Source organism: Neorhizobium alkalisoli (assembly GCF_002968635.1).
Classification (GTDB): domain Bacteria; phylum Pseudomonadota; class Alphaproteobacteria; order Rhizobiales; family Rhizobiaceae; genus Neorhizobium; species Neorhizobium alkalisoli.
Genome location: NZ_PVBN01000056.1, coordinates 1 through 400, shown reverse-complemented (window position 1 = coordinate 400; position 400 = coordinate 1). Strand labels below are relative to the sequence as shown.

The 400-nt window shown below is 66.8% G+C and carries 1 protein-coding gene; it reads left to right on the top strand.

Annotated elements, in window-relative coordinates; all coding sequences use genetic code 11:
• On the top strand, positions 1–303 hold a 303-nt coding region (locus C5L13_RS28530; RefSeq protein ID WP_342588211.1), incomplete at its 5' end, for an oligopeptide/dipeptide ABC transporter ATP-binding protein.
• Positions 304–400 lie beyond the last annotated feature (97 nt).

Sequence of the window (400 nt, the reverse complement as noted above, 5' to 3'; positions counted from 1 at the left end):
TCACACGACATGGCGGTGGTGGAGCGCATCAGCCACCGGGTGGCGGTGATGTACCTCGGGCAAATTGTCGAGATCGGCCCGCGGCAGGCGGTGTTCGACAACCCGCAGCACCCCTATACCCGCAAGCTGATGGCGGCGGTGCCGGTGGCCGATCCCGCTCACGCCCACAAACGGCAGCCGCTGCCGGCCGATGAGATCCCGAGCCCAGTGCGCGCGCTGGGCGATGAACCCGTTACCGCACCGCTGGTGCAGGTTGGCGCCGGGCACTTTGTCGCCCGCCACCCGATCGCCGGTGCTTTTTAAAGACCTCAGGAGAGACAAGCGACATGAAGCACACATTCAAACGCAATGCGCTGTTGGCCGCCGTACTGCTGGCGGCGGGAACCGGCCCGGTCTGGGC